We start from the raw sequence: 20,793 nt of genomic DNA, 5'->3' as shown, positions 1-20,793 counted from the left end.
TGATGACAGTTTCAGAGACTTTCGTCTCTGTTTATTGGGTTGAACCGACAGAGGGCATCGGATGTAGAATGGGATCCAAATTTACCGAGCGGACACATCAGCACCATGGCTGTTATCACGGACGCTAACCCTGCCTCGCAGGCCTCTGTCGCACTTGAGCGCGAAGAGTTGTTCCCTATTCGGGAGGTGTCGCGGCTGACCGGCGTCAACCCGGTAACGCTGCGTGCATGGGAGCGCCGCTACGGTTTGATCCAGCCGACGCGCACCGAAAGCGGGCACCGGTTGTATTCGATGACCGAAATCGAGCGCGTGCGCAGCATCGTCGACTGGATTGATCGCGGCGTGGCCGTGAGCAAGGTCGGCAAGATCCTCGCCAAGACCGAGCCGCTGAAAGTGCTGGCCCATATCATCCCTGATGATCTGGTTCAGACCGATTACGCGCAGTGGCAGCAACAGGTGCAGGCTGCGATCAGCGCGTTCGATGACCGCGCGCTGGATCAGGTCTACAACCAGATTTTCTCTTCGTACTCGCTGCCGGTGGTGTTCCAGGACATCCTCATGCCTTTGTGGCTGCAGATGCTGCAGCGCCAGGATGCCTTCGGGCAGACCAGCGAGTGGCTGTTTTTCGACGGGTTCCTGCGGGCGCGGGTGTTGCAGCGGATTGTCGCGCTGCGCGGCACACAACCGCGCAAGGTGGTCGTCAGCGCACTGGCCGGTCAGTGTCGTGAGCTGGAGCTGTTGGTCGCCGCGTTGTTTCTCAGTGGCAATGACGCCGGGGTTCGGGTATTGACCACCGGTCAACCATTCGATGAGTTGGCGCTGGTGTGCGAGCGGATCAAGCCGCAGGCGCTGGTGCTGTTTTCCAATCACGCCCCGACAGCCGATTTGCCGCGACGGTTGAACCGTCTGGCGTTAAGTCTGGATTGTCAGGTCATGCTGGCCGGTGATACTGCTGATCTGGCACAGGACAGCCTGGCCGGGTCGTCGATCGGTTGTCTGGGCAATGAAGGAGCGACGATGCGTCAGCGCATGACGCAATTTCTCGCAGGTACGCTGGATACCTGAATATCAGGTGTGCAGGGCGGGATGGGTCAGGCGATGTTGTTGCAGGATGAACTGGCGCAGCCGTTCGGTTTCATCGGCGTCGGTCTGGCTCAGCTCGTAGGCGTAGAAGCCGTGCTCGGTTTCGCGCTCGAAGTTGCCGCGCAGGGAAATCCGCTCGTAACCTGAAGGGCTGAACCACAGGGCGAAATGCTTGGGCGGTTTGGTCTTGTTGCGCATTTCCAGCAGTACGCCTTTGTGCGACACCTCGTGCACCCACATCATGCCCGGTTGGCCCTTGGCATTTTCCAGCGCTACCGGCTCTTCGAGGGTCAGACGCCATGGGCGAACCATCGGCCCGTCTTCATAAATGCTCGGTACGCCCAGACGCAGGTGCAAGGCGTGGAATTCGTCTTCCACCAGGTGCAGCGGGAAGGTCATCTGCTGATTTTCGAAGTTGGCCTGGATGGTTACTTGCTCATGAGCAGCCAGGCGCGTGAGCAGATCACGGATCTGCGAACCTCCATTGACCAACAGGCTCGACGTCGCATCCCGCACATTGAGCTGCGGGTTGTGCTGCATGGTCTGGATGAAATCCAGCTCATCCTGGGTCAGGAGTGCGTCGCGTTGCATGGCCTGGCTCGAAAGAAATAGTTACAAAGTCATTGGTGATTGTAGTTACTGACACTTAGTTCGCAGTTTTGTTTACGCCGTTCGTCGCTTTCAACGCTGCCAGTTCCGCTTTCAGCGCTGCGACCTCAGCCTCGAGCTGAATTACGCGTTGCTGCGCCTTGACCTGAACCGTGACATCTTTCTGCACACCGACGAAATAAGTCTGGCCGTCATCAGCATTTTTCACCGTCGAAAGCGACAGTTCGTTCCAGAACGGGGTGCCATCCTTGCGGTAGTTGCGCAGGATTTCTCGGCACGCCCCGCCATTGCGCAAGGTGTCGCGAATCAGCGTCAGACTGGCCTGATCGCGGTCTCCTGACTGCAGAAAACGGCAGTCCTGATAGAGAATTTCCTCGCTGGTGTAACCGGTCAGGCGTTCGAAGGCCGGGTTCACGTAAATCAGGATATTGTCCTGCTCGCCTTCCTTTTCGGCCACCACGATTCCATCGTTCGACGCGTTGATCACCATTTGCAGCAGACTGGCATTGATCATCAATGAATCCTTTCAGTGTCGATATTGGCTGGCATTCTAGAAGTTCCAGCGGGCCTGTCTACTGGCCATCACGGCTAATCGGGCCTTGATCGCGGCTTTTAGGTAGGACTGCTACTATCGCCGCTCTTTTTTTCAGCTTCAGGATCAGATTGATGAAAGTCGCCATCCTCTCCGGCTCGGTTTACGGCACGGCCGAAGAAGTCGCCCGTCACGCGCAGAACCTGCTGAAAGACGCCGGTTTTGAAACCTTCTACAACTCGCGCACCAGCCTGGCGGACATTCAGGCGTTTGGCCCTGAAGCGTTCCTCGCGGTGACCTCGACCACCGGCATGGGCGAATTGCCGGATAACCTGCAACCGCTGTATTTCAGCCTTCGCGATCAGTTGCCAATGGCCTGGCGCGGTTTGCCGGGTGCGGTGATCGGCTTGGGCGATGCCAGTTACGGCGATACCTTCTGCGGTGGCGGCGAACTGATGCGTGAATTGTTCGCCGAGCTGGGTGTGCGCGAGGTGCAAGAGATGCTGCGTCTGGACGCCAGCGAAAGCGTGACCCCGGAAACCGACGCCGAGCCATGGCTGGCGCAATTGATCGCCACGCTCAAGGGCTGATCGCGCGCTCACGCAGCAGAGCCAGCCAGGCCTGCGCGGCTTTCGACAGATAGGCGCCCCGGCGCCAGATGAAGGCGATGTCCCAGCGCAAATAATCTGGCGCGCGCAAGGTCAGGCGCACCACGCCCGAACGCTCAAGAGCCCGGGCCACCACGCTGGGCAGCAGCACCACGCCTTGCCCGGCGGCCACCAGTGCCACGAGAAAATCCGCCTGGCCACTGCGCCCGCCTTCTTTCGGGGTAAAGCCCAGTTGCTGGCAGGCCTGCAGTAAACGGTCATTGAGCACAAAGCTGCGCTGATACAGCAGGAACGGCGTGTCGGCCAATTCCTCAAGACCAATCTCGCCGCGTGCTGCCAACGGGTGATCCACCGGCAGCAGCGCATCGAGTTTTTCATCGCAGAACGGCTGGAAATCGAACTGCGGATCTTTCGGCAGCAGGCTCCCGCCTAACTCCAGTTCGCCGCTGAGCACCGCTTGCTCGACATTGCGGCTGCCACCCTCGAGCAATTGAATGCTGATGTTCGGATAGCGCCGGCGATACTCGGCGAACAACCCGGCGAACAGCGCATCACTACCCAACAGCGGCAGACCGAGGCGCAATTCGCCTCGCGCCAGTTGGCTCAGATCATCCAGTTCGCTGAGCAATTCATTGCGCAGGCGCAACATGCCCTCGGCGCGCTGCAGCACCACGCTGCCCGCGGCGGTCAGGCGCAATTGCGAGCCGAGTCGTTCGAGCAGCGGCGTGCCGAGGCTCTGCTCCAGTTGCGCGACTTGCTTGCTCACCGCCGACTGGCTGATGTGCAGGGTTTTCGCCGCCTGAGTGAAGCCGCCCTGATGCATGACTTCGACAAAACTGCGCAGCTGTTTGAATTCCATAATTCGATTCCGTTTTGGAATAGCGCCGAGTCTAACAATTCGCTTCTGGGATGACAGGCCGCTTCGTAAAATAAGCCCCTGTAAGGAGCCCATCATGAACGCTGCATCCCTCAAGTATCTTTCCCGTCTCTGCGTCGAACTGTCCGTGTTGCTCGGTCTCTATCTGCTCGGCTGTCAGATCGCCGCGTGGCTGACCTGGCCGATTCCCGGTGGAGTCATCGGCATGGCCCTGTTGCTGCTGGCGTTCGCGTTTGGCTGGGTCAAGCCGGCGGCACTGCAACTGGGTGCCGGATTGCTGATGGCCGAGATGCTGCTGTTCTTTATTCCGGCGCTGATGAGTCTGCTCGACTACGGCGCGCTGTTGCGCGATGACGGCTGGCGGATATTGCTGGTGATCGGCGTCAGTACCCTGATGGTGATGCTGGTGACAGCCTTCACCGTAGAGTTGGCCGTGCGCCTGAGGCGGTCCCATGAAGCTTGAATGGATGCCGATGTTCTGGCTCGCCTTCACCCTGTTGGCGTACCTGTTCAGTCGCTGGATTTACCGGCGCACCGGGCGTTACTTGCTGTCGCCGCTGATTCTGGTGCCGGCGCTGCTGCTGGCGCTCGCCGTGCCGTTGCACACCGCCTATGCCGAATACGCCAGCAACACGCATTGGCTGATGCTGGTGCTCGGGCCGGTGACGGTGGCCTTCGCCGTACCGATCTGGCAGCAGCGGCGTCTGCTGGTGCGGCACTGGTCGGCGCTGCTGTTGGGTATGCTCGCCGGCAGCGCGGCGTCGATCGCTACGTCGTTCGGCCTGGCCAAGGCGCTGGCGCTGGATAGCTCGGTGACGATGTCGCTGGTGCCGCGTTCGATCACCACGCCGTTCGCCATGCCGCTGGCGCAGGATCTCGGTGGTGTGCCGGAACTGACCGCCGTGTTTGTGATGTTCACTGGCGTGTTCGGCGCGATGCTTGGCGGCGTATTGCTCAAGTGGTTGCCGTTGCGCAGTGCGTTGGCGCGCGGTGCGTTGTTCGGGGTTGGCGCGCACGGCGCAGGGGTGAGCCGGGCGCATGAAGTGGGCGGTGAGGAGGGCTCGGTGGCGGGACTGGTGATGGTGCTGACCGGGCTGCTCAATCTGTTCGCCGCGCCTTTGTTGGCGTCGTTGCTTTGACATGGATCCAAGGTGTTTGCATGGCTGACCCGCTCAGTCATCAAGCTGGCTGGCAATGCAACTCCGCGATCCTTTGCGCCTGACTAGACTGCTCGTACGTGCAGAACAATAAGAACGCAGAGGTGCATACAGTGAGCGTAGCCCCCGTCCAATCGTCCCTTGATGTCAAAGACCAGGTCAGTGCCGCGGAATGGCAGACCCGGGTCGATCTCGCCGCCTGCTATCGACTGGTGGCGTTGCATGGCTGGGATGACCTGATCTTCACCCACATCTCGGCCAAGGTCCCGGGCACCGAAGATTTTCTGATCAACCCGTTCGGGTTGATGTTCCATGAGATCACCGCGTCCAGCCTGGTCAAAGTCGATCAGGCCGGCAACAAGCTCATGGACAGTCCCTACGAAATCAATCCCGCCGGTTACACGATCCATAGCGCCGTGCACGAAGTGCGGCACGATGTGGTTTGCGTGCTGCACACCCACACCGCATCCGGTGTCGCGGTGTCGGCGCAAAAGCAGGGCGTGTTGCCGATCAGTCAGCAGTCGCTGTTCGTGTTGTCGAGCCTGGCCTATCACGGCTACGAAGGTGTGGCGCTGAATCACGAAGAGAAGGCGCGCTTGCAGGCCGACCTTGGCGAGAACAATTTCCTGATGCTGCACAACCACGGGTTGCTGACCTGTGGCGGCACCATCGCCGACACTTTTCTGATGATGTTCACCTTCCAGCGCGCCTGCGATATTCAGGTCATGGCGCAAACCGGTGGTGCTGAACTGATCGCCATCGAACCGCAGATCCTCGCCGGAGCCAAAGCGATGATCGCCGGCGTGACCAAAAGTGCTCAAGGCATGGGTGGCGCGCTGGCCTGGCCGGCGTTGCTGCGCAAACTCGATAAACAAGACCCCGGATATAAACTCTGATGCCTCTTGCCGAGATTCCTCTGTGTGTCTGGCGCAAACGCAGCCGGACGTTTGTCTTCCGCGGCCAGTCGATCCGTTACTGGACGGCGGGGCAGGGTGAGCCGCTGCTGCTGATCCACGGTTTCCCGACGGCCAGTTGGGACTGGCACTACCTGTGGCAGCCTCTGGCCCAGCGCTACCGGGTGATCGCCTGTGACATGCTGGGTTTTGGGGATTCGGCCAAACCGTTGAATCACCGCTACAGCCTGCTGGAACAGGCCGACCTGCAGCAGGCGCTATTGGCGGATCTTCAGATCGAACAGCCGGTGCATGTGCTGGCTCACGATTACGGTGACAGCGTTGCCCAGGAACTGCTCGCCCGGCATTACGAAAACCGGATCGAGGTGGCCAGTTGTGTCTTTCTCAATGGCGGCCTGTTTCCGGAAACCCATCGCCCGGTCTTGATGCAAAAGCTGCTGCTCAGCCCCTTGGGCTGGATGATCGGCCGTGCATTTACCCGTGATGCGCTGGTGAAAAGCTTCCGACAGATTTTCGGCCCGCAGACCGGCCCCAGTGAAAGTGAACTGGATGATTTCTGGAGCCTGATCGAGACCCATCGTGGCCCACGCATTCTGCACAAACTGATCGGCTACATCCCTGAGCGGCGGGTGCAACGTGATCGCTGGGTGGCGGCCATGCAGCGTAATGACGTGCCGCTGCGGGTGATCGATGGCGAAGTCGATCCGATTTCCGGTGCGCACATGGTTGAGCGTTACCGCGAGCTGATTGCCGACGCCGATACGGTGCTGTTGCCGGGCATCGGCCATTACCCACAAATTGAAGCGCCAGTGCAGGTGCTCAAGCATTACCTGGCGTTTCGTGAGCGCCTGGAGTTGCCGCCGCGCAAGGTCGCATGCTCCTGAGAGGTCAAAAGATCGCAGCCTGCGGCAGCTCCTACACCGATCTTCTGTAGGAGCTGCCGCAGGCTGCGATCTTTTGGTCTTTTGACGCCCTCATCATCCCTCACCCTTATCGCGCACCATTCAGCCTCAGCCGTATTCGTTGTGACCCAAAGCCCTGTGCCTGACACTCGGACTCAATACTGGCCTGCTGGAGTTCCTGCGATGAATGAATCCGTACGTTTCGAAGATAAAGTCGTGATCGTCACCGGTGCCGGTGCCGGTGGTGGTCTGGGTCGGGCGCACGCGTTGCTGTTCGCCCGGCACGGCGCCAAAGTGCTGGTCAACGACCTCGGCGGCTCGACCCAGGGCGAAGGCGCCAACGCCTCCGCCGCCGACCGGGTGGTGGCGGAGATTCGCGAAGCCGGCGGCATCGCCGAGGCCAACCATGACTCGGTCACCGACGGCGACAAACTGGTACAGAACGCCCTCGACGCCTTTGGCCGTGTCGACGTGGTGGTGAACAACGCCGGGATTCTGCGCGACAAGACTTTTCACAAGATGGACGACGCCGACTGGGATCTGGTCTATCGCGTCCACGTCGAAGGCGCCTACAAAGTGACCCGCGCCGCGTGGCCGCACTTGCGTGAGCAAAACTATGGCCGGGTGATCTTCACGGCATCGACCTCGGGCATCTACGGCAACTTCGGCCAGTCCAACTACGGCATGGCCAAACTTGGCCTCTACGGCCTGACCCGGACCCTGGCCATCGAAGGTCGCAAAAACAACATCCTAGTCAACGCCATCGCCCCTACCGGCGGCACGCGCATGACCGAAGGCCTGATCCCGCCGCAAGTGTTCGAACAGCTCAAACCGGAGCTGGTCAGCCCGCTGGTGGTGTACCTGGCCAGTGAACAGTGCCAGGAAACCTCCGGCCTGTTTGAAGTCGGTGGTGGCTGGATGGGCAAGGTGCGCTGGGAACGCAGCCTCGGCGCCGGGTTCGATCCACGCAACGGTTTCTCCCCTGAAGATGTCGCGGCGCACTGGCAGCAGATCTGCGACTTCGAAGGCGCGGCGCATCCGCAGGACAACATCGAAGCGCTGAAGGAAATGATGGCGAACCTGCAGAAGTATTCGCTGTGACGTGTGTCATGCCCGGCTAATGAGCAACTCATCGGTAAAACCTTCGCCCATAAAAAAGGCCGCTGCAAACGCAGCGGCCAAGGTAAGACGTTGGATCAAGGAGCTACAAATCAACGTCAGTGAACACCGGGGCGATCAATCGAAGCATCGACTCATCTGAAATCGGTCAGCGATGGCGCGAGTTGCTCAGCAGCCAGGGCTGGGTGCTTTGCGACGTGTGCCGTGAAAGCCCGCTCAGAATAAGCACTTGAGGCAGAAGGAAAAATAGCGATTCCGGACATGCACTGTTACGGGGCATGTAACAGTCGGGACCGGCCACGCCATCGGGTCACTGAAGGGATTGTGGCCGTTGCTTCAAGGGCGCAGGTCGTCGGCCTGATAGCCCATGCGCCAACTCACGGCGCGTGCCGCAGCCAGCAGTCGCCGGGCTGCCGGGCCGTTTTCATCGGCGTGGAACAGTGAGGTCGGGCCGACGATGGTCAGCACCGCGGCGATCTGCCCGACAGCGTTGAACACCGGCGCCGACAACGCGTCCACCCCAGGCATCAACAAGCCATGCACATGATGCAGACCGCGCTCGCGGATCTGATCGCACAAACCGCTGTAGGCGTTTTCATCAGCCAGTGGATGACCGGCGACGGCGATTTCCTGCTCGCGTAACTCATCGGTTTCCCGATGTGGCAGAAAGGCACTGAACACCAGCCCGGTGGATGAACTGAGCAGCGGCAACACCGAGCCCAATTGGGTCACCACTGTCACCGCGCGCACCGCCGGCTCGATGTGCACCACGGTCGCGCCCTGATTGCCCCACACCGCCAGAAAGCAGGTTTCATTCAGTTCGTCGCGCAACTCGGACAGGGGCAGGGCGGCGACTTTCAGCACGTCCATACTGTTCAGGGCTGCGAGGCCCACGCGCAACGCCTCACGGCCGAGACCGTAGTGGTTGGTGGCGGCATTCTGCTCGGCGAAACCACTGGCGATCAGTGCCTGGAGATAGCGGTGCACCTTGCTCGCCGGCATCTGCACATGTTCGGCCAGACGCGATAGTGAGGTGGAGGGCGACAACTCGGCCAACGCCTTGAGGATGTCGGTGCCGACCTCGGCGGAGCGGACTTTCTGTTTGCCGTTGCTGTCGCTGGTTTTTTCCATGGTGCGGCCGGGATCCGAAAACGAATGGGCGTCTTTATAGCTTGACGCTGGATAGCGAGCAAATTACGTTATGCGTAATCGAATTACGATAATAACAACCCCGGCGTGCGCAAAGCTCTGAGCCAGAGCGATGGGCCACTGCCGACTCCCTGTTCAGGAGGCTCCATGAACCTCGATTCAAACGCGTCGGAGCTGGCGTACCAGTCCGGTTTCGGCAACGAATTCAGCAGTGAAGCGTTGCCCGGCGCCTTGCCCATCGGCCAGAACTCCCCGCAAAAAGCCCCCTACGGCCTCTATACCGAATTGCTCTCCGGCACTGCGTTCACCATGACCCGCAGTGAAGCGCGGCGAACCTGGATGTACCGGATTCAGCCGTCGGCCAATCACCCGGCGTTCGTCAAACTGGAGCGGCAACTGGCCGGCGGCCCGTTGGGTGAAGTGACGCCCAATCGCCTGCGCTGGAATCCTCTGGATATCCCGGCCGAGCCGACCGATTTCATCGACGGTCTGGTCGGCATGGTGGCCAACTCGGCAGCGGAAAAACCGGCCGGTATCAGCATCTATAACTATTGCGCGAACCGCTCGATGGAGCGGGTGTTCTACAACGCCGACGGCGAGTTGCTACTGGTGCCGCAACTGGGGCGGCTGCGCATTGCCACCGAACTCGGTGTGCTCGAAGTCGCGCCGCTGGAAATCGCCGTGCTGCCGCGCGGTCTGAAATTCCGCGTCGAACTGCTTGATGCGCAGGCGCGCGGTTACGTTGCCGAGAACCACGGCGCGCCGTTGCGTCTGCCGGACCTGGGGCCGATCGGCAGCAACGGTCTGGCCAATCCACGGGACTTCCTGGCGCCGGTCGCCGCTTACGAAAACCTGCAGCAGCCAACCACGCTGGTGCAGAAATTCCTCGGCCAGTTGTGGGGTACCGAGCTCGATCATTCGCCGCTGAACGTGGTCGCCTGGCACGGCAACAACGTGCCGTACAAATACGATCTGCGCCGTTTCAACACCATCGGTACGGTGAGCTTCGATCACCCGGATCCGTCGATCTTCACCGTGCTGACCTCGCCGACCAGCGTGCACGGACTGGCCAACCTCGACTTCGTGATCTTCCCGCCACGCTGGATGGTCGCCGAGAACACCTTCCGTCCACCGTGGTTCCATCGCAACCTGATGAACGAATTCATGGGCCTGATCCAGGGCGAATACGACGCCAAGGCTGAAGGGTTCGTGCCCGGCGGTGCCTCGCTGCACAGCTGCATGAGCGCCCACGGCCCGGATGGCGAAACCTGCACCAAAGCGATCAACGCCGAACTCAAGCCTGCGAAGATCGACAACACCATGGCCTTCATGTTCGAGACCAGTCAGGTGCTGCGCCCAAGCCGCTTCGCCCTCGACTGCCCGCAACTGCAATCCACTTACGACGCCTGCTGGGCCACGCTGCCCGCCACGTTCGACCCGACCCGGAGATAACCCATGACTCAAACTTCCATCACCCGCAGTTGGGTTGCTTCGGCCAACGGCCACGCGGATTTCCCGCTGCAGAACCTGCCGCTGGGCGTGTTCAGCACTGGCGGCTCGGCGCCGCGCGCGGGCGTGGCGATCGGTGAACATATTTTCGATCTGCAGGTGGCGCTTGAAGCCGGCCTGTTCGACGGCCCGGCACGCAGCGCGGTCGAAGCCACGCACGGCGGCGTGCTGAATGCGTTCTTCGACCTCGGTCGTGAAGCCCGCGTAGCCTTGCGCAGCCGCTTGCTGGAATTGTTCAGCGAGGGCAGCACTCATCGTTGCGCGATCGAAGCCCAGGGCGCCAAACTGCTGCCACTGGCTGCCGATTGCCAGATGCACCTGCCGGCGCGCATCAGCGATTACACCGACTTCTACGTGGGCATCGAGCACGCGCAGAACGTTGGCAAACTGTTTCGTCCGGACAACCCGCTGCTGCCAAACTACAAACACGTGCCGATCGGTTATCACGGTCGCGCCTCCACGGTGCGCGCCTCCGGCACCGACGTGCGCCGCCCGAAAGGTCAGACCCTGCCGGCTGGTGCCAGCGAGCCGACCTTCGGCCCTTGCGCCCGACTGGATTACGAACTGGAACTGGGCATCTGGATCGGTCAGGGCAACGAAATGGGCGAGCCGATAGCCATCGGTGACGCCGCCGAACACATTGCCGGTTTCTGCCTGCTCAACGACTGGTCGGCCCGCGACATCCAGGCTTGGGAATACCAGCCGCTCGGCCCGTTCCTCTCCAAGAGCTTCATCACCAGTGTCTCGCCTTGGGTGGTGACCGCCGAAGCGCTGGAGCCATTCCGCACGGCGCAACCTGCGCGCCCGGAAGGTGATCCGCAGCCGCTGCCATACCTGTTCGACAAACGTGATCAAGATGGCGGCGCCTTTGACATCGAACTGGAAGTGCTGCTGCTCACCGAAGCCATGCGCGAACAGAATCTGCCAGCCCATCGCCTGACCCTGAGCAACACTCGCTACATGTACTGGACCGTCGCACAAATGGTCGCGCACCACAGCGTCAACGGTTGCCAGTTGCAGGCCGGCGACCTGTTCGGTTCGGGGACTTTGTCCGGCCCGCAAAGCGGTCAGTTCGGCAGCCTGCTGGAAATCACCGAGGGCGGTAAAAAGCCGATCGAACTGGCGTCCGGCGAAGTGCGCAAATTCCTCGAAGACGGCGACGAAATCATTCTGCGTGCGCGCTGCGCCCGTGACGGTTTTGCCTCGATCGGCTTCGGCGAATGCCGCGGCAAAGTGCTGGCGGCGCGCTGACAGGAGCGGATCATGGATCTCTACACCTATTACCGCTCGACCTCGTCGTATCGGGTGCGTATCGCGTTGGCGCTGAAAGGGCTCGACTACACCGCGTTGCCGGTCAACCTGATTGCGCCGTCGGGAGGCGAGCATCGCCAGCCGGCGTATCTGGCGATCAATCCGCAGGGCCGGGTGCCGGCCTTGCGCACCGATGACGGCGAGTTGCTGATTCAGTCCCCGGCGATCATCGAGTACCTGGAAGAGCGTTATCCACAGCTGCCATTGCTACCCGAAGACCTCGCCGCCCGTGCTCATGTGCGCGGTGTGGCGGCGGTGATCGGTTGCGACGTGCATCCGCTGCACAACGTCAGCGTGCTCAATCGCCTGCGCCAGTTGGGCCATGAAGAGCCGCAGGTGGTGGAGTGGATCGCGCACTGGATCAGTCAGGGGCTGGCGACCGTCGAGCAATTGATCGGTGACAGCGGTTTCTGCTTTGGCGAGTGGCCGTGTGTGGCGGATGTCTATCTGATTCCGCAGTTGTATGCGGCCGAGCGCTTCGGTGTTTCGCTGGAGGCTTACCCGCGGATCCGGCGGGTGGCGGCGTTGGCGGCTGAGCATCCGGCGTTCATCAAGGCGCATCCGGCCAATCAGCCCGATACCCCTTAAAGCGCCACACTGCCCAATGTAGGAGTGAGCCTGCTCGCGATAGCGGAGTGTCAGATACGAGGATGTTGACTGACACACCGCTTTCGCGAGCAGGCTCACTCCTAAAAGGGATCAGCGCCGCACACAAAAATCATAAAAACAAAACAGGTACCTTGCGATGCATAACCAGATTGCCAGCTTCCGCGCGGCACTCGACGCCCGTCCTGTGTCCCGCTATCAGTGGTTGCTCCTGATCCTGCTCGCCTTGTTGCTGGTCACCGACGGTTATGACGCCCAGGTGCTCGGTTACGTGGTGCCGGCCCTGGCCCAGGACTGGGGGCTGGAGAAAGCCGCGTTCGGGCCGGTTTTCAGCGCCAACCTGTTGGGCCTCACGCTCGGCTCGCTCGCGGTGACGCCGCTGGCCGATCGCTTCGGCGTGCGGCGAATCCTGCTTGCCTGCGTGCTGATCTACGCCAGCCTGACGGTGCTGATGGTGTTCGCCGATTCTCTGAACACCTTGATGATCGCGCGCTTCATCTGCGGTATCGGCATGGGCGGTGCGATGCCCAGTGCCATGGCCTTGATGTCAGAATATTCACCGCCTCGTCTGCGCACCTTGATGGTGACGCTGGCCGCTTGTGGGTTTTCGTTTGGCGGTGCGGCGGGTGGTTTTGTCGCCGCTGGCTTCATCGACCGCTTTGGCTGGCAAGCGGTGTTCCTTGCCGGTGGTGTCACGCCGTTGCTGCTGTTCCCGTTCCTGTGGTGGATGCTGCCAGAATCGCTGCCGCGTCTGCTGCGCGATGCACCGCCCTATGTGCGCCTGCGCAAAGTCACCGCGCGAATGCTGCCGGACTGGCAACCGCCGGCCGCGACCGTTGAACAGAACGAGCGCGAGCAGGGCAGCAAGCTGACCGTGGTCGAGCTGTTCCGCAACGGTTATGCACGACCGACCCTGCTGATCTGGGCGACATTTTTTGTCAGCCTGATTCTGTTGTATTTCATGATCAGCTGGCTGCCGACGCTGTTGCTGGAAAGCGGTCTGAAACTCAATGAAGCGAATCTGGTGACCTCGATGTTCCTGTTCGCCGGTACCTTGGGCGCGGTGTGCATGGCGTGGTTCGCCGACCGTTTGAAACGCAAGGTGCGGCTGCTCTGCGCGGTGCTGGCAGGGGCGGCGCTGTGCACGATTCTGCTGGGTTTGAACCACGACAATCCACGCTATCTGGTGGCCTGCGTGTTTGCCGCCGGCTTCTGTATCATCGGTGGGCAACTGACGTTGAACGCCTTCGCCAGTAATTTCTACCCGGCCCACGTGCGGGCCACGGGCACCGGCTGGGCGTTGGGGGTCGGGCGCTTCGGTTCGATCCTCGGGCCGCTGTTCGGCAGCATGCTGCTGGCGATGCACATTCCGGTGGCGCAAATTTTCTTCTTCTGCGCGATTCCGGCGGTTGTTGCGGCGCTACTGATCATTCAGGTGCGCTCGCCCTCAGATATCCCGCAATCCCCTGTGGGAGCGAGCTTGCTCGCGAAGAACGATAACGCAGTCTGACAGGAACAACGGTGGCGCCTGCTTCGCGGGCAAGCCACGCTCCCACAAGGGATCGTTGTGAGGCAGAAGGATGGGGCCACGCTGAACCCTGTGGGAGCGGGCTTGCTCGCGAAGGCGATCCAGGTTTCGATGCATTCATCGCTGACACGACGCTTCGCGAGCAGGCTCACTCCTACAAAAAGCGTTTAGTGCACAACGGAATTGGGTGGCAGGTGGCCGAGGCGTTCAGTCAGGCGCAGGCGCTGGATCGGATCGTCACTGAGCAGCAGCGCATGCTCCAGATCGAAGCGCTCGGCGTTCGGGCAGTCGAGGCGTTGGTACAGGCTGGCGCGGGCCAGATAATCGGCGGCGCTGGCTCCGCCCAGTTCCAGCACGCGCTCGGCATCGATCAGCGCGGCAATGTAATCCTCATGCGCCAGATGCAACTGTCGCAGGTTGCGTGACAGGCGCTGGAGCACCTGCTCCGGGCTGGCGGTGGCCAGATGGTCGGCGTTGAGTTTGAGGTGCGCGCCGTACTGACGCTGCAACAACTCGCGACAATCATTGGGGTACAGCCGCCGACCACCGCAGGGATCCAGCAGGTGATCAGCGCCGGGCACCCGCAGCAGGAAATGCCCGGGGAAGTTCACCCCAACCAGCGGAATCTCCAGACCACGGGCCAATTCCAGAGCAATCAAGGACAGGCTCAGCGGCTGGCCGCGACGGGTCTGCAACACTTTGTCCAACAACGCGACCTGCGGGCGTAGCGGCAAAAAATCATCCTGGGCGAACCCCAGATCATTCATCCGCCGCAGCAACGGCTGCGCCAATTCGCTGACCGGCAGCATCGGCAAGCCGTAGCTGACGCGCTGCTGCAGCTCCTTGAAGTCCTGTTGCAGCGCTTCGACATCGAGGCCTTTTTCGTGTTCGGCAGCCATCCACAACGCCGCTTCGAACAGCGCGGGCGGTGAACGGTGCAGGCATTCGAAAAAACGTTGGCGCGGGCTCATCGAAATCTCCGGGGAATGCCTCGTTTTAGCCCCGTCCGCGCCATTCGTCCAGTACCGGGCAGGTTATGCCGCAAAGTCACCATCGACGCCTGCGCTTATTCCGGCGCGCTTCAGCAATTTTTGGGCGCAAGCCTATACTGGCGTCTACCAGAAGTGATTCGGGAGCCTGCCGATGTTCGCTCTCATGCAAAGCACTCGCCTGGAATCGCTGCACCTCAGCGTTGACCCGGTCACCGGGTTGAAGGCGGTCATTGCCATTCATAACAGTCGCCTCGGGCCTGCTCTGGGCGGTTGCCGTTATCTTGCCTATCCCAACGACGAATCCGCAGTCGAGGATGCCATACGCCTGGCGCAGGGCATGAGCTACAAGGCGGCCCTGGCCGGGCTCGATCAGGGCGGCGGGGTGGCGGTGATCGTACGCCCGGTGCATGTGGAAAATCGCGCGGCATTGTTCGAAGCGTTTGGCCGTTGCATCGAACAACTCGACGGTCGCTACATCACCGCCATCGACAGCGGCACTTCGGTGGCGGACATGGATTGCATCGCACAGCAGACCCAGCATGTCACCAGCACCACCTCGGCCGGCGACCCGGCACCGCATGCGGCGATGGGCGTGTTCACCGGAATTCGCGCCACCGCCATGGCGCGGCTGGGCAGCGACAATCTTGAAGGCTTGCGCGTGGCGATTCAGGGCTTGGGCAACGTCGGTTATGCATTGGCCGAGCAGTTGCACGCGGCGGGCGCAGAGTTGCTGGTCAGCGACATCGACCACGGCAAGGTGCAACTGGCGATGGAGCAACTCAACGCGCACCCGATCGCCAACGACGCCTTGCTCAGCACACCGTGCGACATCCTTGCGCCGTGCGGCCTCGGCGGGGTGCTCAACAGTCATACGGTGACGCAACTGCGCTGCTCGGCGGTGGCCGGTTCGGCGAACAATCAACTGACGCATCTGGACGTGGCCGATCAGCTGGAGCGGCGCGGGATTCTTTATGCGCCGGACTATGTGATTAACGCGGGCGGGTTGATTTATGTCTCGCTCAAGCATCGCGGCGAAGAGCTGGGGACGATAACCGCGCACCTGTCGAAGATCAGTTCGCGACTGACCGAAGTGTTTGCCCATGCGCAGGCCGAGAAGCGTTCGCCGGCGCGGGTGGCGGATGAGTTGGCGGAGAAAGTCTTGTATCGCTGAAAAGCAAAAGATCGCAGCCTGCGGCAGCTCCTACATATGGAATGCGTATTCCCTGTAGGAGCTGCCGCAGGCTGCGATCTTTTCGATTCAAACGTTGTTACTTGGCAGCTTTTGCCGCTTTGACCGGCTTCACTGGAGCCTCTTCCGGCTCGGCCGTTTCGGCTTTTTCAACGACTTCTGCCGGTGCATTGATCAGCTCCGACAGCGCATCAGGCTGGCTCTTGAAAGCCTTGGCGAACACATCGCGGTTCTTCGCCATGTAGATCCCGACTTCTTCAACCTGTTGCTCGTTCAGCGACGGCACGGCTTTCTGCAACACTTCGGACAGCATCTCGGCCAGTTCGAGCATTTTGTCATGACGGTCAGCTTCGGCTTTATCCATGAACAAGCGCTCCAGATCTCGGCTGCTGCGGTATACCACTTCGACGGCCATTCACCACCTCACATGCCTTCACATTTAGTTGTCTTAGCGACTACTGTATTTATATACAGCGAAAGGATAAGCGAATCCCTGCGCTTTGGGTAGTGGCTTTTCAATGTAGACCGGATTCGGGATTTGTCAGTGGGATCGCGGTGCGGCTATTCGCGAGCAGGCTCGCTCTAACCATTGCGCAGGGCTGCGACCAAACGCCACGGCGCGGGTTTGGTGCCGGCTCGCCATGATGGCGTGGCCTCTTTTCTGCATGAAACTCAAGACGTGCAGAAAACCGTCACGTCCAACGCGCATCATCCGCCCGAGTCGGGCTAAGGAACATCATCGTGAAAATCAACTGGGCCGAGAAACTGCGGCAAAACGTGCATCAACTGGCCGAGTCCCTGGGCAACCTGTTCGTCGAGACCTTCCACTATCTGGCGCTGTTCGCCATTGGTGCGGTGACCGCGTGGGCGGCGGTGATGGAATTTCTCGGCATGCTCGAAGAAGGCCACATCAAGATCGATGACATTCTGTTGCTGTTCATCTATCTGGAACTGGGGGCGATGGTCGGGATTTACTTCAAGACCAACCACATGCCGGTGCGCTTCCTGATCTACGTGGCGATCACTGCGCTGACTCGCCTGCTGATCTCCAATGTCTCGCACCACAACCCGCCGGACATGGGCATCATCTACCTGTGCGGTGGCATTCTGCTGCTGGCGTTCTCGATCCTGGTGGTGCGTTACGCCTCGTCGCAATTTCCGTCGGTGAAGATCGAAAAACCGCAACGCAAACTCGGCGCCGGCTCCGGTGAGCACCCCGAGATCGAGAAGGGCGAACTCTAAATCCCGGCTGACGGTCGAGAGCGGCCGTCAATTGGCTGCGGTGGCGGTGGCAGACCGTCGCCGCCGGTCATCGCTTCAAGGATCGCCATCGCGCTGTGGCCCTGTTCGATGGCGATGCCGAACTGAATGCTTTGCACCAGCCGTTTGAGCCGTACCGGATCGTTGCGCTGTTCGGCGCTGATCATCCGTTTGGCGACGATCCGGCCACTGTTGGACAGGGTCAGCATGATGCTGCCGTCCAGCCCCTGGATGCTCAGGTTGATCTGATAGTCCGGCGCGAAGGCATCGGTAATGATCTGAAAAGGGTTGTCCATGATGCGTCACCGCCTGATTGAACGTGCAGTTGTTGACCGGCCGTGATCGGGTTGGTTCGCAATACCTGATCATCGGCGATTCCGTGGCCTGTGTTGTTGCGTTTTGTAGGAGCTGCCGAAGGCTGCGATCTTTTGATCTGCGCTGTTTTGACTTCGGTCATGAAGATCAAAAGATCGTCCGAACGCGGCCCGAACCTGCGGCAGCTCCTACATAGGAATTGCAAGGGCTGTGCCGGGAAAATTGTTGGACAATGGATACGGCATAAAAAAGGCGAGCCCATGGCTCGCCTTTGTCATTTGTGGCCCGTTTCAGGGCAGAACCGAGTAGATGATCGCCGACAGTGCAATCAGGCCGATCAGCACCACGAACACGTTCGACGCCTGTCCCGAGTACTGGCGCAAGGCTGGCACACGGCGGATGGCGTACATCGGCATCAGGAACAACAGGCAGGCAATCACCGGCCCGCCGAGGGTTTCGATCATGCCGAGGATGCTCGGGTTGAAGGTGGCCACGGCCCAGCAGCTGAGGATCATGAACAGTGCGGTCAAGCGGTTCAGCCAGCTGGCCGACATCACCTTGCCACGACCGCGCAGGCTCTTGACGATCATGCCCTGAAAGCCTTCGCTGGCGCCGATGTAGTGGCCGAGAAAGGATTTGGTGATCGCCACCAGCGCGATCAGCGGTGCGGCGTAGGCGATGACCGGGGTCTGGAAGTGGTTGGCCAGGTACGACAGGATCGAAATGTTCTGCGCCTTGGCCGCGGCCAGATCGGCCGGCGACAGCGCCAGCACACAGCTGAAGCAGAAGAACATCACCGTCACCACCATCATCCCGTGGGCCATGGCGAGGATGCCGCTGCTCTTGCGTTCGGCCTCGGCGCCGTAGCGTTGCTTCTGGTCAACCGCGAACGCAGAGATGATTGGCGAGTGGTTGAACGAGAACACCATTACCGGGATCGCCAGCCACATCGTCTTGAGGAACGTCGACAGCGGCATCGCCTCCTTGGCACTGGCGAAGAACGCACCGTTCCAGTTCGGGATCAGGCTGAGGCCGAGCAACAGCAGCGCGGCGACGAACGGATAGACCAGCACGCTCATGGCTTTGACGATCACGTTTTGCCCGCAACGCACGATGGCCATCAGGCCAAGGATCAGCACCAGCGACAGGATTGCCCGAGGTGGCGGGGCGATGTGCAATTGGTGTTCGAGAAAGCTGCTCAAGGTGTTGGTCAGCGCGACGCTGTACACCAGCAGAATCGGGAAGATCGCGAAGAAATACAGCAGGGTGATCAGCTTGCCGGCACCGATACCGAAGTGTTCTTCGACGACTTCGGTGATGTCTCCGGAACGCCCGGACAGCACGAAGCGAGTCAGTCCCCGGTGGGCGAAGAAGGTCATCGGGAACGCCAGCAGTGCCAGAATCAGCAACGGCCAGAAACCGCCGACGCCGGCGTTGATCGGCAGAAACAAAGTGCCGGCGCCGATGGCGGTGCCATACAGACCGAGCATCCAGGTGGTGTCGGATTTGCTCCAGCCCTTGTGGGCAATTTCGGTGTTGCGTGTGCGATCTACAGCGGGATTTTCGGCAGCAGGTGTACGTACATCGGTCATCGTTTTTGCCTCGTTATTATTTTTGCTCGGGCTCACGGTTGGCGGGCCGCAAGTTGCGGCCCGCCGGGACGGTCAGGCAATGCGCGTCAGCATTCCACCCAGTTCACAGCCAGGCCGCCCCGTGAAGTCTCTTTGTATTTGTCGTGCATGTCGGCGCCGGTATCACGCATGGTGCGGATTACCCGGTCGAGGGAAATGAAGTGTTTGCCGTCGCCGCGCAGGGCCATTTGCGTGGCGTTGATCGCTTTCACGGCGGCGATGGCGTTGCGTTCGATACACGGCACCTGCACCAGGCCGCCGACCGGGTCGCAGGTCAGGCCTAGGTTGTGTTCCAGGCCGATTTCGGCGGCGTTTTCCAGTTGCTCCGGGGTCGCACCGAGCACTTCAGCGAGGCCCGCGGCGGCCATGGCGCAGGCCGAACCGACCTCGCCCTGGCAGCCGACTTCAGCGCCGGAGATCGAGGCATTTTTCTTACACAAAATGCCGACCGCGGCGGCGCCCATGAAGAACGCGACCACGTCATCGTCAGACGCGTCCGGATTGAATTTCATGTAGTAGTGCAGCACCGCCGGAATGATCCCGGCCGCGCCATTGGTCGGCGCGGTGACCATGCGCCCCCCGGCAGCGTTCTCTTCGTTGACGGCGAGGGCGAACAGGTTGACCCACTCCATCGCCGACAGCGTCGAACTGATGACATTCGGCTTGCCGATTTCCAGCAGGCTGCGGTGCAATTTCGCCGCCCGGCGCGGCACGTTCAGCCCGCCGGGCAGCACGCCTTCGTGGCGCAGGCCTTGCTCGACACACTCACGCATCACCGACCAGATGTGCAGCAAACCGTTACGGATTTCAGCGTCGCTGCGCCAGGCCCGCTCGTTGGCCATCATCAGTTCCGACACGCGCAGGTTGTGCTGCCTGCACAGGTTCAGCAGTTCGGCGGCGCTGGAAAAATCGTACGGCAGCACCACGTCGCCGGCCGGCGCCACACCGGACTCGGCTTCCGCGGCTTCGATGATGAAACCGCCGCCGATCGAGTAGTACGTCTGGGTAAAGAGCTCGGCGCTTTCGCTAAAGGCCGTCAACGACATGGCGTTGGGGTGGTAGGCCAGGCTTTCGTCCAGCAGCAGGAGATCGTGCTGCCAGTTGAAGGAAATTTCTCTCTGCCCGGCCAGCAGCAACAGGCCACTTTCGCGCAGTTGCTGGATGCGAGGGTCGATGGTCGCCGGATCAATGCTATCCGGCCATTCGCCCATCAGGCCCATGACCGTGGCGCGGTCGGTGGCGTGGCCGACGCCGGTGGCCGACAGCGAACCGTACAAACGGATTTCCACGCGGCGCACATCGTTGAGCAAGCGCTGGTCTATCAGCGCCTGGGCAAAGGTTGCAGCGGCGCGCATCGGGCCGACGGTGTGGGAACTGGACGGACCGATGCCGACTTTGAATAGATCGAAAACACTGATAGCCATGCTAAACCCTTACAAGCAATGGAGTAGGAATCGCTGCCATTTTTTGTAGGACAAGCGCAATGTCGGCGATACTGCCTA

General features: G+C 60.9%; 21 protein-coding genes and 1 pseudogene. 13 read left to right on the top strand and 9 right to left on the bottom strand.

The window, feature by feature from the left end:
* Positions 1-105 precede the first annotated feature (105 nt).
* Positions 106-1,065: a MerR family transcriptional regulator gene (locus JN524_RS17565; RefSeq protein ID WP_202370156.1), complete on the top strand. Its 960-nt coding sequence runs from the start codon at positions 106-108 to the stop codon at positions 1,063-1,065.
* 3 nt (positions 1,066-1,068) lie between these two features.
* Here JN524_RS17565 and JN524_RS17560 read toward each other — a convergent pair whose 3' ends face one another.
* A complete protein-coding gene (locus JN524_RS17560; RefSeq protein WP_025109427.1) occupies positions 1,069-1,674 on the bottom strand; it encodes a hypothetical protein in 606 nt (201 codons plus the stop codon).
* 55 nt (positions 1,675-1,729) lie between these two features.
* Entirely contained in the window at positions 1,730-2,206 is a 477-nt protein-coding gene (locus tag JN524_RS17555) for a PAS domain-containing protein (protein WP_202370155.1), read from the bottom strand.
* Between the two features lie 152 nt (positions 2,207-2,358).
* Between JN524_RS17555 and JN524_RS17550 the strand changes: the two genes are divergently transcribed.
* Entirely contained in the window at positions 2,359-2,814 is a 456-nt protein-coding gene (locus JN524_RS17550; protein WP_202370154.1) for a flavodoxin, read from the top strand.
* Here JN524_RS17550 and JN524_RS17545 read toward each other — a convergent pair.
* Positions 2,804-3,691, bottom strand: coding sequence for a LysR family transcriptional regulator (locus JN524_RS17545; protein ID WP_202370153.1), 888 nt, complete (start codon positions 3,689-3,691; stop codon positions 2,804-2,806). The two genes, JN524_RS17550 and JN524_RS17545, sit on opposite strands and share 11 nt — an antisense overlap.
* 94 nt (positions 3,692-3,785) lie before the next feature.
* Between JN524_RS17545 and JN524_RS17540 the strand changes: the two genes are divergently transcribed.
* From JN524_RS17540 to JN524_RS17520, 5 genes are all read left to right on the top strand, one after another.
* Positions 3,786-4,172: a CidA/LrgA family protein gene (locus tag JN524_RS17540; protein WP_202370152.1), complete on the top strand. Its 387-nt coding sequence runs from the start codon at positions 3,786-3,788 to the stop codon at positions 4,170-4,172.
* Positions 4,162-4,848 carry an LrgB family protein gene (locus tag JN524_RS17535; RefSeq protein ID WP_027610877.1) on the top strand — a complete coding sequence of 229 codons (687 nt, stop codon included), beginning with the start codon at positions 4,162-4,164 and terminating at the stop codon, positions 4,846-4,848. Before JN524_RS17540 ends, JN524_RS17535 begins: the two co-directional genes overlap by 11 nt.
* 131 nt (positions 4,849-4,979) lie before the next feature.
* A complete protein-coding gene (locus JN524_RS17530) occupies positions 4,980-5,762 on the top strand; it encodes a class II aldolase/adducin family protein (protein WP_166496203.1) in 783 nt (260 codons plus the stop codon).
* Positions 5,762-6,664: an alpha/beta fold hydrolase gene (locus tag JN524_RS17525; protein ID WP_202370151.1), complete on the top strand. Its 903-nt coding sequence runs from the start codon at positions 5,762-5,764 to the stop codon at positions 6,662-6,664. Before JN524_RS17530 ends, JN524_RS17525 begins: the two co-directional genes overlap by 1 nt.
* A 201-nt stretch (positions 6,665-6,865) precedes the next feature.
* Entirely contained in the window at positions 6,866-7,783 is a 918-nt protein-coding gene (locus tag JN524_RS17520) for an SDR family oxidoreductase (protein WP_202370150.1), read from the top strand.
* Positions 7,784-8,137: 354 nt separating this feature from the next.
* On the opposite strand, the gene JN524_RS17515 is transcribed toward JN524_RS17520, so the two are convergent.
* Positions 8,138-8,932 carry an IclR family transcriptional regulator gene (locus JN524_RS17515; RefSeq protein ID WP_202370149.1) on the bottom strand — a complete coding sequence of 265 codons (795 nt, stop codon included), beginning with the start codon at positions 8,930-8,932 and terminating at the stop codon, positions 8,138-8,140.
* 165 nt (positions 8,933-9,097) lie between these two features.
* On the opposite strand from JN524_RS17515, the gene hmgA reads away from it, so the two are divergent.
* The 4 genes from hmgA to JN524_RS17495 all read left to right on the top strand — a co-directional run bounded on the left by hmgA (position 9,098) and on the right by JN524_RS17495 (position 13,886).
* Positions 9,098-10,402, top strand: coding sequence for a homogentisate 1,2-dioxygenase (gene hmgA, locus JN524_RS17510; RefSeq protein ID WP_202370148.1), 1,305 nt, complete (start codon positions 9,098-9,100; stop codon positions 10,400-10,402).
* 3 nt (positions 10,403-10,405) lie between these two features.
* A complete protein-coding gene (gene fahA, locus JN524_RS17505) occupies positions 10,406-11,710 on the top strand; it encodes a fumarylacetoacetase (RefSeq protein ID WP_202370147.1) in 1,305 nt (434 codons plus the stop codon).
* A gap of 12 nt (positions 11,711-11,722) precedes the next feature.
* Complete coding sequence (gene maiA / locus JN524_RS17500) at positions 11,723-12,358, top strand: maleylacetoacetate isomerase (RefSeq protein ID WP_202370146.1); 636 nt, start codon at positions 11,723-11,725, stop codon at positions 12,356-12,358.
* Between the two features lie 157 nt (positions 12,359-12,515).
* Positions 12,516-13,886 (top strand): MFS transporter, encoded by a 1,371-nt coding sequence (locus JN524_RS17495; RefSeq protein WP_202370145.1) that lies wholly within the window; start codon positions 12,516-12,518, stop codon positions 13,884-13,886.
* Between the two features lie 185 nt (positions 13,887-14,071).
* On the opposite strand, the gene JN524_RS17490 is transcribed toward JN524_RS17495, so the two are convergent.
* A complete protein-coding gene (locus JN524_RS17490; RefSeq protein ID WP_202370144.1) occupies positions 14,072-14,875 on the bottom strand; it encodes a SirB1 family protein in 804 nt (267 codons plus the stop codon).
* 172 nt (positions 14,876-15,047) lie between these two features.
* Between JN524_RS17490 and JN524_RS17485 the strand changes: the two genes are divergently transcribed.
* Positions 15,048-16,067 carry a Glu/Leu/Phe/Val dehydrogenase family protein gene (locus JN524_RS17485; RefSeq protein ID WP_202370143.1) on the top strand — a complete coding sequence of 340 codons (1,020 nt, stop codon included), beginning with the start codon at positions 15,048-15,050 and terminating at the stop codon, positions 16,065-16,067.
* A gap of 178 nt (positions 16,068-16,245) precedes the next feature.
* Here the strand turns inward: JN524_RS17485 and JN524_RS17480 are convergent.
* Positions 16,246-16,500, bottom strand: a pseudogene (locus JN524_RS17480) (YebG family protein); the annotation flags it as partial.
* Positions 16,501-16,826: 326 nt separating this feature from the next.
* Between JN524_RS17480 and JN524_RS17475 the strand changes: the two are divergent.
* Positions 16,827-17,327, top strand: a complete 501-nt coding sequence (locus tag JN524_RS17475; protein ID WP_003221775.1) for a phosphate-starvation-inducible protein PsiE — start codon at positions 16,827-16,829, stop codon at positions 17,325-17,327.
* Here the strand turns inward: JN524_RS17475 and JN524_RS17470 are convergent.
* The 3 genes from JN524_RS17470 to JN524_RS17460 all read right to left on the bottom strand — a co-directional run bounded on the left by JN524_RS17470 (position 17,324) and on the right by JN524_RS17460 (position 20,715).
* Complete coding sequence (locus JN524_RS17470; protein WP_202370141.1) at positions 17,324-17,641, bottom strand: DUF3509 domain-containing protein; 318 nt, start codon at positions 17,639-17,641, stop codon at positions 17,324-17,326. The genes JN524_RS17475 and JN524_RS17470 overlap by 4 nt on opposite strands.
* Positions 17,642-17,950: 309 nt before the next feature.
* Positions 17,951-19,252: a serine/threonine transporter gene (locus JN524_RS17465; RefSeq protein ID WP_202370140.1), complete on the bottom strand. Its 1,302-nt coding sequence runs from the start codon at positions 19,250-19,252 to the stop codon at positions 17,951-17,953.
* Between the two features lie 86 nt (positions 19,253-19,338).
* Entirely contained in the window at positions 19,339-20,715 is a 1,377-nt protein-coding gene (locus JN524_RS17460; RefSeq protein WP_202370139.1) for an L-serine ammonia-lyase, read from the bottom strand.
* Positions 20,716-20,793 lie beyond the last annotated feature (78 nt).

The sequence above is a fragment of the Pseudomonas sp. MWU318 genome (assembly GCF_016756945.1).
GTDB lineage: Bacteria > Pseudomonadota > Gammaproteobacteria > Pseudomonadales > Pseudomonadaceae > Aquipseudomonas > Aquipseudomonas putida_A.
This window is presented reverse-complemented; position numbering and strand designations above follow the sequence as displayed.